This window comes from Saccharopolyspora sp. 6M (genome assembly GCF_020176775.1).
Lineage (GTDB): Bacteria > Actinomycetota > Actinomycetes > Mycobacteriales > Pseudonocardiaceae > Saccharopolyspora_C > Saccharopolyspora_C gregorii.
In genome coordinates, this window is record NZ_JAIUJZ010000250.1 from 1 (window position 1) to 9,100 (window position 9,100).

At 68.5% G+C, this 9,100-nt stretch carries 10 protein-coding genes and 1 pseudogene; 9 read left to right on the forward strand and 2 right to left on the reverse strand.

Features of this window, described 5'->3' with window-relative positions; genetic code table 11:
- Positions 1-267: 267 nt before the first annotated feature.
- The 8 genes from LCD31_RS26295 (at position 268) to LCD31_RS26330 (ending at position 6,476) form a co-directional block, all read left to right on the forward strand.
- A complete protein-coding gene (locus LCD31_RS26295) occupies positions 268-927 on the forward strand; it encodes a type II secretion system F family protein (RefSeq protein WP_224962417.1) in 660 nt (219 codons plus the stop codon).
- Entirely contained in the window at positions 924-1,793 is an 870-nt protein-coding gene (locus tag LCD31_RS26300; RefSeq protein ID WP_224962418.1) for a pilus assembly protein TadB, read from the forward strand. Before LCD31_RS26295 ends, LCD31_RS26300 begins: the two co-directional genes overlap by 4 nt.
- Positions 1,794-1,809: 16 nt before the next feature.
- Positions 1,810-2,061, forward strand: a complete 252-nt coding sequence (locus LCD31_RS26305) for a hypothetical protein (protein ID WP_224962419.1) — start codon at positions 1,810-1,812, stop codon at positions 2,059-2,061.
- Between the two features lie 15 nt (positions 2,062-2,076).
- Positions 2,077-2,484 carry a TadE/TadG family type IV pilus assembly protein gene (locus LCD31_RS26310; protein ID WP_224962420.1) on the forward strand — a complete coding sequence of 136 codons (408 nt, stop codon included), beginning with the start codon at positions 2,077-2,079 and terminating at the stop codon, positions 2,482-2,484.
- Positions 2,481-2,918 (forward strand): TadE/TadG family type IV pilus assembly protein, encoded by a 438-nt coding sequence (locus tag LCD31_RS26315; protein WP_224962422.1) that lies wholly within the window; start codon positions 2,481-2,483, stop codon positions 2,916-2,918. Before LCD31_RS26310 ends, LCD31_RS26315 begins: the two co-directional genes overlap by 4 nt.
- A gap of 32 nt (positions 2,919-2,950) precedes the next feature.
- Complete coding sequence (locus tag LCD31_RS26320; protein ID WP_224962424.1) at positions 2,951-3,331, forward strand: hypothetical protein; 381 nt, start codon at positions 2,951-2,953, stop codon at positions 3,329-3,331.
- Positions 3,328-5,595, forward strand: a complete 2,268-nt coding sequence (locus tag LCD31_RS26325) for a winged helix-turn-helix domain-containing protein (protein ID WP_224962426.1) — start codon at positions 3,328-3,330, stop codon at positions 5,593-5,595. The genes LCD31_RS26320 and LCD31_RS26325 overlap by 4 nt, the downstream gene beginning before the upstream one ends.
- A gap of 101 nt (positions 5,596-5,696) precedes the next feature.
- Positions 5,697-6,476 carry a transposase family protein gene (locus tag LCD31_RS26330; RefSeq protein WP_224962428.1) on the forward strand — a complete coding sequence of 260 codons (780 nt, stop codon included), beginning with the start codon at positions 5,697-5,699 and terminating at the stop codon, positions 6,474-6,476.
- 674 nt (positions 6,477-7,150) lie between these two features.
- Here the strand turns inward: LCD31_RS26330 and LCD31_RS26335 are convergent.
- Both LCD31_RS26335 and LCD31_RS26340 read right to left on the reverse strand, forming a co-directional pair.
- On the reverse strand, positions 7,151-7,570 hold the full coding sequence (locus LCD31_RS26335) for a hypothetical protein (protein ID WP_224962430.1): 420 nt from the start codon (positions 7,568-7,570) through the stop codon (positions 7,151-7,153).
- A gap of 171 nt (positions 7,571-7,741) precedes the next feature.
- Positions 7,742-7,879, reverse strand: a pseudogene (locus LCD31_RS26340) (IS5/IS1182 family transposase); the annotation flags it as partial.
- Between the two features lie 834 nt (positions 7,880-8,713).
- Between LCD31_RS26340 and LCD31_RS26345 the strand changes: the two are divergent.
- On the forward strand, positions 8,714-9,001 hold the full coding sequence (locus LCD31_RS26345; protein WP_224962431.1) for a hypothetical protein: 288 nt from the start codon (positions 8,714-8,716) through the stop codon (positions 8,999-9,001).
- Positions 9,002-9,100: the final 99 nt, after the last annotated feature.

Genomic DNA, 9,100 nt, shown 5'->3' on the forward strand with positions numbered 1-9,100 from the left:
GCCCAGCCCCCGCCTGCTCTCCCGCCTGCACGCCGCAGGGCTCGACCCCGACGTGTTCACACCACCGGTGTTCGCGGGTGATCGCCGATGAACGGCATCGTTCTCACCGGCGGAGCGTGCGGGCTCGCTGCCGCCCTCGCCATCCTGATCGTCCTCTATGGACACGGCGGCACGCCGATACGGCACCGCCCATCCCCGGTGCGGTGGTCGGCGCGGTGCCTCCGACTCGCCCTCGTCGCCGTCGGCCTCGGTTCAGGGGCCTGGTGGGTGACCGGGTGGCCGGTCGGCGGCATCGCAGTCGCCGCAGGCGTGCTCGGCCTGCCCCACCTGCTCTCCCCTAGCCACACCCGGCACGGCATCGAACGCGCCGAAGTGCTGGTGACCTGGACCCGGCGGGTCGCCGACCTGCTCGCCTCCGGGGCCGGAGGACTCGCCCAGGCGATCACCCGCTCCGCAGCCACAGCCCCCGAGGCCCTAGCGGAACCGGTGCAGCGGCTCGCACAACGGTCCCGCACACACGGCATGGAAGCCGCGCTGCGCGAGTTCGCCGACGAGCTCGCCGACCCGGCCGCCGACGCGATCGTGCTCGCCCTGCTGCTGCGGCTGCGCACCGGCGGACGCGGCCTCGCCGAGCTCCTGCACCGCCAGGCCGACGCCCAGGCCCGGGAGATCGCCGCACGCCGGGACGTCGAAGCCGACCGGGCCAAACCCCGCACCACGGTGCGGTCCCTGGTCGGCATCACCCTGGCCATGCTTGCTGGGCTGCTGCTGTTCGCCGGGCACTACCTCGCACCGTTCTCCACCGGCGCCGGCCAGCTCGTGCTCGCGGGGATCGCGGTCTTCGGGGCGGGCGCGCTGGTGTGGATGCACCGGCTCACCACCCCACCCCCACCACGCCGCTACCTCACCACCGGGGAGGCCCGATGATGCCCCTCGCCCTGCTGCTCGGACTCACCCTCGGCACCGGACTGGTCCTGGCATTCGCCGCCATGCTGCCCGCAGCACCGCTACGCCTGGACGCCGCACTCGACCAGATCACCACCCGCACCGACGAAACCAGCGACCCCCGCCTGCTCACCGCCCGCCTCGCCCGGCGGGCCGCCAACGCCCGGCACCCCTGGCTCGGGCTCCCCACCGCCGACCTCGACCTGCTGGAACGAACTCCGCAGCAGTACCTGGCCCAGCGCGTGCGCGGCGCGGCACTCGGCACCGCGATCGGAACCGGGATCGGCCTGCTCGCAAGCATCACCGGTGTGCCGCCCACGCCCGCCGTGATTCTCGGTGTCGTGGGAGGGGCCGGGCTCGGCGGCATGCTCCCCTACTTCCAGCTCCGCGACGCCGCCGCACGGCGCCGCGAGGACTACCGCCGTGTGCTCGCGGTCTACCCCGACCTCGTCGCCCAAGAACGCAACGCCGGCCGCGCCGCCACACCCGCGCTGCGCGAGGCCGCGGAGCTCACCGAGCATCCGTTGTTCCTGCGCATCCGGGCCACCGTCGCGCAAGCACACCGGCTCGGCCACACCCCCTGGGACGCACTGCGCAACCTCGGCGACCGGCTTCGGCTCTCGGAGCTCGCCGAAGTCGCCGACCTGGCCGACACCGCCGCCGACGGCGCGGCCATCGCCACCAGCCTGCACACCAAAGCCGCCTCGCTTCGCCATGCCGCGCTCGCCACCGACACCGCCGACGCCCACTCCCGCAGCGAACGCCTCACCCTGCCGACCTCGCTGCTGATGCTCGCCATCCTCGGCCTCGTGCTCTACCCCACACTCGCTCAACTCCTCACCACCTGATCGGAAGGAACCGCTCATGCACACCGCTACCCGCCTCGCCCTGCACCGCAGCCGCGACGTCGCCCAGTACTGGGCGCTGACGCTCGTGCTCGCCGCCACCACCGTCGTCGACCACCTCACCACCCGCGCCCATCGCATCCGGTTCGACGACGAAGGTTCCGAGACCACCGAGAAAGCGGTGCTGACCGCGATCGGCCTGGCCGTCGCGGTCGGGCTCGGCGCCGCGATCACCGCCGTGGTCAACAAGTACCAAGGCCAAATCCACTAGCCGAAGGACCGCTCGATGACCGTCCACACAAGACACACGTGCTCGGACCGCGGCTCGGAAACCGTCGAAACCGCCGTACTCGCCGGGCTCGCGCTGGTCCTGCTGGTCTCGATCGTGCAAGCCGCGCTGTGGTGGCACACCCGCAGCCTCTGCCAGCACGCCGCCACCACCGGCCTGCACGCCGCCCGCGCCTACAACGCCACCCCCGGCGCCGGAGAACACGCCGCCGCCGACTTCCTCACCCGCGCGCCGAACGCCGCCACCGACCCCACCACGAGCGTGGAAACCGCAGCTGAGGCGGTGATGGTGCGGGTGTCGGCGACCGCGCCGCGCGTGCTGCCCATCCCCGGCCTCGAGTTCCGCGTCACCCGCACGGCGACGGCCGAACAGGAGAGGTTCACGACTCCGGGGAGCAGATCATGAAGCGCCCATGGAACACGCTTTCGGAGGAAGGTTCGGCGAGCGTCGAACTCGCCTTGCTCACCCCAGTGGTGCTGGTGGTGTTGGCCGTGGTGATCGCGGGCGGGCGGATCGTGGGCGCCCACGCCGCCCTAGATACCGCCACTACCGCCGCAGCCCGCGCGGCTTCGCTGGCCCGCACCGCACCCGCAGCACACGCCGCAGCCAGCACCACGGCCCGCGACACCCTGGCGCAGGAAGGCCTTCACTGCGGACAGCAGGCCCTCGCCGTCGACACCGGCGCCTTCAACGCGGCATTGGGGACCTCCGATGCGGTCGTGGTGCGAGCTTCGTGCACCGTGGCGCTCGCCGATCTCGCCCTGCCCGCCATGCCCGGCAGCGTCCCACTGCACTCGGAGCTCACCAGCCCGATCGATCCGTTCCGGGGGCGCACATGACACCCCGCGACCACCATCCGGATCGGGGTTCGGTGAGCGTGCTGGTCGCGGTCCTGCTGCCCGCCCTGCTGCTCGTGCTCGCCCTCGTCGTGGACGGGGCCGACCGGATGCGGGCGCTGGCCCGAGCCGACGCCGTCGCAGCCGAAGCCGCCCGCGCCGCCCTCACCGCCCTCGACACCCGCACGCCCCAGATCACCCTCGACACCGCGACGGCACGCTCGGCGGCGCAGGACGCGCTGGCGGCCAGCGGGCACCGCGGCGAGGTCGCCTTCGACGGGGACCGCACCGTGCGCGTCACCGTGTCGCATTCCGAGCCCGCCGTCATCGGCCTGCTCGACCCGGTCCATCACGTCACCGGGCGGGCGGAGGCGCAGCTCGGTGTCGGCACCAGCAACTCCGGACTCGCCCCATGATCCTGCTCCTCGCGTTCCTGCGACGGCTCCCGATTCTGCTCGGGCTGCTGTTCCTGCTCACGGTCCTGCCCGCGCTGCTCGTGCTCGGTACCCAGTGGTTCGACTGGCCCGAACTCGCCTGGCCACCGCTGCACACTGGGTTTCTCGGCGAATTCGAGCCCGCACACTTCCGGGCCTGGACGGTGGACAGCTATCACGAGATCCGCCTCACCCTCGGCGTGGACGGCTTCGTGGTCGGCGGGTGCCTGCTGTTCATGTGGGCCATCTGGGGCGTGACGATCTGCTGGATCACCGAAGACACCTACCTCCTGCTCCGCTACGGCGCCCGGCAACTCCGCGAACACGGACCCGGCGGAGCACGCGGCTGGATCACCGCACTGGTCACCGGCACCGTCCTGCTCGGCACCGCCACCCCCAGCCTCGCCACATCGCTCCCGCAGAACTCGGTGGCGGCCAGCGCGCCCCGCCACCCCGGCGGCCCGCAGCACACCCCCGAAGTGCCGTCGGCCGCACCGGAGACGGACGGGCACCACGCCCCCGGCCCGTCCGTCTCCGGCCCCACCGGACCCGCCGTGTTCGTTCACCGCGGCGACAGCCTCTGGCTCCTCGCCCACATTCACCTCCGCGACGGGAATCGATGGCCCGAGATCACCCACCTCAACCCCCACCTCTCACCCGAACCCCGATACCTGCCGGCCGGGCAATGGCTCCGGATGCCCGACGACGCCGCGCACACCGAACCCCCACCACTGCCCGAAGGCATCCGGTGGGTCACCGTCGGCAACGACGACACCCTCAGCAGCCTCGCTGCACAGCACCTCGGTGATAGCCAGCGATGGCAGGACATCTTCGACCTCAACCAGGGGCTCACTCAAGCGTCGAACCGAACGCTGCGCTACCCGCATGTCCTCATGCCCGGATGGCGACTCGCACTCCCACCTACCAACACCACCCACCCGGCTACGCAGCCTCCGAAACCACCTGCCGGGGAGAACGAGCCGATCCAGCCTCGTCCAGGGCCTGCGCCGAAGGCCCCGGTGACACCGCCCTCCCAACCTGATCGCACGCCCCCGGCCCGTTCACCGAGCGGGCCGCCGCTATCGCCGGGAGTGATCGCGGTCCTGTCCGCAGCCGGGCTCGTGGGCGCCGCCATGGTGATGCGGTATCGGTTCCGCCTGCGCCACACCCCGAACACCACAAGCAGCCCACTTCCTGCCGTGTATCCGCTCCCGGTCGCCGTGCACCGCACTCGCCGCGAGCCCGATACCTCCAGCGATGACGACCTCGCCGATGAGTATCCCGGCGAGGCCGCCGGCCCCAGCGTCTCCGCCCACCGCGGCGACGACTCCCGCGCGCAGGAGGCCACCCGAACGGCACGCCCGCCCGCCCTCATGACCGTCTCGCCGAGCCCCGATCCTGACGAACACGAGGCCGAGCCCGAGAGTCCGCCCTCCACCACGCCCGCTGCGCCGCGTGCACCGCACGCCGAGCCCGAGGCCCCGGCGGAACAGTCAGCGAGGTTGCGGGTGACCGTGTTCGGCCAGCCCCGCCTGCACTGGCACCAGCCCAGCCAGCAATCGGGTCCTCGTGAGGTCGGGTTGCAGCCCCGGATGCGGGAAGTGCTCGTCTACCTCGCCCTGAACCCCGGCGGCGCCGGGCGGGACGAAATCCTGGAAGCGTTGTGGGGCGAAGCCGTTCCGGGCAGCAACGCGCTCAACACCACCCTGTCCCGGCTGCGCAGAATTCTGACCCGCCTCGATCACGACCTCGGCGAACTCGTGCAAGCCCACCACGGCCACTACCGCCTCAACACCACCCTGGCCACCACCGACTACCACGACTTCACCACCGCCGTGACCACCCGCCGCACCGCGACCACCGACACCCAGCGTGCCGAAGCCCACGAGACCATCATCGCCGTCTACCAAGGCGACCTCGCCGACGGCATCGACACCACCTGGATCGAACCCGTCCGCGAACACGCCCGCCGCACCTACCTCGACACCATCACCGCACACACCCGCGCCCTTGCCCCACGCGACCCGCACCGCGCCCTGGGAATACTCGAACACGCCCGAGACCTCGCCCCACTCCACGAGCCGCTCTACCGCGACATCATGCGCCTGCAACACACCCTCGACCACACCGACGACATCGCCCGCACACTCACCCTGCTCCACAGCACACTCGCCGACATCGACACCACACCCCACGCCGACACCCTTCTCCTCGCCGAACAACTCCAGCACCCCCACAACAGCTAAGGAAAGGGCTACACGACCACTAAGCGGTCTTTCTTGCGTTTCTAAACGTTGTCTCGTAACCCGTTGGTTGTAGTGGTGTGGTGTTGGTTGATCATGGTTGGATGCAGGTGATCTCGGCGGCTGGGTCGGAGTGGATTGTCCCGTTCACGGGGTTGCAGGTGCGGCGGTTCCGGAAGCTGGTGGGCACGGTCGCCGTTCGGGGCGGAGAGGCGATCTCGGATGGGCGCCCTGGTCGGCAGTGGCGGCTGCGGCTGGGGGATCGGGTGTTGCTGGTGGCGGTGTACTGGCGCACGAACTTGACGATGCGCCGGATCGGCCCGCTGTTCGGGATCTCGCACGCGGGTGCGCACCGGGTGATCGACTCGCTCGGGCCGCTGTTGGCGCTGGTTCCGGTGTGCACACGCCGCCTCGATCAGGTCGCGATCGTGGACGGCACCCTGGTGCCCACCCGCGATCGGCGAGTGGCCGCACCGTCGAAGAACTACCGGTACTCCACGAACCTGCAGGTCGCCATCGACGCCGACAGTCGTTTGGTCATCGCCACCAGCGACCCCCGGCCGGGCAACCACAACGACACCACCGTCTACCGAGACTCCGGCATGGACCGGAAACCGGCCGACCGCACGGTGATGGCCGACGGCGGCTACCACGGCAATCACGGGGTCATCATGCCCTACCGGAAGCGCTCCGGCGAGCAGGCTTTGCCGCCATGGCACGAAAAACTCAACGGCGACCACCGCCGGATCCGCGCCCGCATCGAACACGCCCTGGCAGGCATGAAGACCTGGAAAATCCTCCGCGACCACCGACGCGCCGCAGCCACCCTAACCGACACCGCCTCCGGAATCGCCCACCTCCGCAACCTCACCCTCGACAGCTGACAGCAACCCCGCACCACACCAACCACACGATCAGTTACGAGACACCATTTAGGCCGCACCGGAACGCTCCAATTCAATGTCAGGGAGAGAAGGGAGTCCCGAGCCGCGCCCTCCACAGGTCGGAACTCCTCGACTTCAGAGTTCTCGTCCAGCGTCGGAACACGTCGTTGTCTCAGCGCGCTGAGGCATTACCCCCCGCCATAACGACTGTTTCCAGCAGGGGCTCGGCCGCACACCGAATGACTGTCAAGTACATCGCGGCGCCCCCGCAGGCGTTACGAGACAACTCAGTCAGTCGGGAACCTAACCGTTCTTCAGAGTCGAACGGCCTGCCACGATGCCAGGCTCTGTAAGGCTGCCACCTTCCGGTTCGGGCAAAGTCGCCCGTACCGCGCTCTGTCCGTTTCACGACATCTCGTTAGCGGCGTTCACTGGCCACGCGCTGCAGCCTGCCAGCTCGACGATCAGAACCACAGGTTTTATACCGGGGCGAGCGCCGAATCGAGCCCGTCACGTAACACCGGCCCGCTTCGGACCATTCCGATGACCCCCTGCGCTACGAGCAAGCCGAGTCCCCGGACAGGACGCGGAACGGTTGCAACGACAGGGCCACACCCGCGCTCACACACACTATGCACCGCGCCAAGTTCCAACCCCAGCAAATCGCCAATCGATTAATCAGCTGGTTCTACGATAGCGTTATCAAGGCCAAACTCTTGGATAATAAGCAACGCGCGGTCGGACATCACGAGCATCAAGTCGTCGTTGAGACTGATATCTGAGACGTAGGGCTGGCCGGTCAACTTGAGCCAGCGCCAATTCGGCAATGGCTCCTCGATGAGTTCTTCGCCCTCGGGTGAGAGCGTGACAGTTACATCCTCGAAGGTGACACCCGTCAGGGCCTCCCGACTGATCCGCTTCGCGAGTGCCTCGGTGGCGATGAAACATGGGGTGCTCTCTACCAGTGCATCTCCCAGCCAGTTGGTGAAACGGTACTCAAGGTGAGTCACCGACACTGGGCGCGAGTCGCGGTCATACACCGTACTCGGCCCGAGTTCGCCGGCTACTTCTGGTTCAACGATGTAGTAAGGCATGCTGTCATCCTAAATGGTGTCTCGTAACTGATCGTGTGGTTGGTGTGGTGCGGGGTTGCTGTCAGCGGGTGAGGGTGAGGTTGCGGAGGTGGGCGATTCCGGAGGCGGTGTCGGCGAGGGTGGCCGCGGCGCGTCGGTAGTCGCGGAAAATTTTCCAGGTCTTCATGCCTGCCGCCGACCAGGGCGTCCATCCGAGATCGCCTCTCCGCCCCGAGCGGCGACCGTGCCCACCAGCTTCCGGAACCGCCGCACCTGCAACCCCGTGAACGGGGCAATCCACTCCGACCCAGCCGCCGAGATCACCTGCATCCAACCATGATCAACCAACACCACACCACTACAACCAACGGGTTGCGAGACAACGTTTAGGCAAGACGGGCGTTCGCGTATCCGATCGGCGTCCCCGGCGATGCTAGAATTAACCCGCTATCCCCATTAGGCACTGCTAAAGCGCTGTGGGAGATAAGGCTTCTCCGGGGCGAGGCGACTTCCCGAGAGCGCTGTTGATGTGTGTGAGCCTGTTCTGCGGCGGCGCCCGTGAAGATTCCCGGGCGTCGCACGGACGGCATCTAGGGCAGGGGCTGCGGCCGATCGCACCGGGATCAGGGGTGCCAGCCGGGGTACCAACCCGGTTACCAGTCCGAACGACGCCTTGACCCGCGCCCCGCACGCCTGCCCATAACAGCAGCGTACAGCCGCCGCGAGGGGTACCAGCGGTCTCCCAGACTGTAATAACCCCTCCACAAGAGACACATCAGCCCCCCGGGCGGACGCCCGCACCCCCTCGGCGTCACCGCCGTCTCATTCTCCGGCCGGTCAGGTACCCAGCATTTACCCGAAAACCCTTTTCTCCCTTGTTCTTTACCGCTTCTTTGTTGCTTTGATTGCGGGTTCGCGAGTTCGGCCTTGCCCCCACTTCGTCGCCTGTCTCTGCTCTTGGGTTGTCGAACGCGTCCCGCTTTTTGTGTTTTCCCTGGTGGTGGGGCTGGATTTTGTGGGAAGAGTACGGAATTCGGGGGTGTTTTTGCTTGCGCGGGGGGTTGGTGCAGAGTTAGCTTTGAGTTGTCGCCGGGGAATTCCCTGGGAATCGCATCGAATGAGTGGCGGGCGTGAGCTATGCCTGTAGCCGCTGGAGGTAGTGCTATGCCGTTGATGGATGCCAGCGATCCGGAACTGACGCAAACGCAATTCATGGAGGCGTTGCGGGATTTGATTCAGGACGCCACCGTCGCCGATTTGCCGGACGGTAACCGGTTGGACGTGGAGTTCTACGACGCGCCCGGCGGGCCGTCCCAGGTCCCGGGGCTGTTGTGCGTGGTCGCGCGGTTCAACAACGCCGCCGGGGAACTGAGGCGGCAACACCTGCTCTTGGGGGTCCGTGAGCTCAGCGAAACGGATTGGAACTACGACCACGGCGAACCGGTCGACTGAACCCCCCCCCCCCCCCCCCGCGCGGGGCCGGGCCCCCCCCCCCCCCCCCCCGGACCCCCAACAAAACACCCCCGGCGCCCAAAAAAACCCCAAACCCCC

Excerpts from the sequence above, each read along its gene's own strand:
- LCD31_RS26300 (WP_224962418.1), top strand. The coding sequence starts at position 924 with ATGATGCCCCTCGCCCTGCTGCTCGGACTCACCCTCGGCACCGGACTG.
- LCD31_RS26305 (WP_224962419.1), top strand. The coding sequence starts at position 1,810 with ATGCACACCGCTACCCGCCTCGCCCTGCACCGCAGCCGCGACGTCGCC.
- LCD31_RS26310 (WP_224962420.1), top strand. The coding sequence starts at position 2,077 with ATGACCGTCCACACAAGACACACGTGCTCGGACCGCGGCTCGGAAACC.
- LCD31_RS26315 (WP_224962422.1), top strand. The coding sequence starts at position 2,481 with ATGAAGCGCCCATGGAACACGCTTTCGGAGGAAGGTTCGGCGAGCGTC.
- LCD31_RS26325 (WP_224962426.1), top strand. The coding sequence starts at position 3,328 with ATGATCCTGCTCCTCGCGTTCCTGCGACGGCTCCCGATTCTGCTCGGG.
- LCD31_RS26330 (WP_224962428.1), top strand. The coding sequence starts at position 5,697 with ATGCAGGTGATCTCGGCGGCTGGGTCGGAGTGGATTGTCCCGTTCACG.
- LCD31_RS26335 (WP_224962430.1), bottom strand. The coding sequence starts at position 7,570 with ATGCCTTACTACATCGTTGAACCAGAAGTAGCCGGCGAACTCGGGCCG.
- LCD31_RS26345 (WP_224962431.1), top strand. The coding sequence starts at position 8,714 with ATGCCGTTGATGGATGCCAGCGATCCGGAACTGACGCAAACGCAATTC.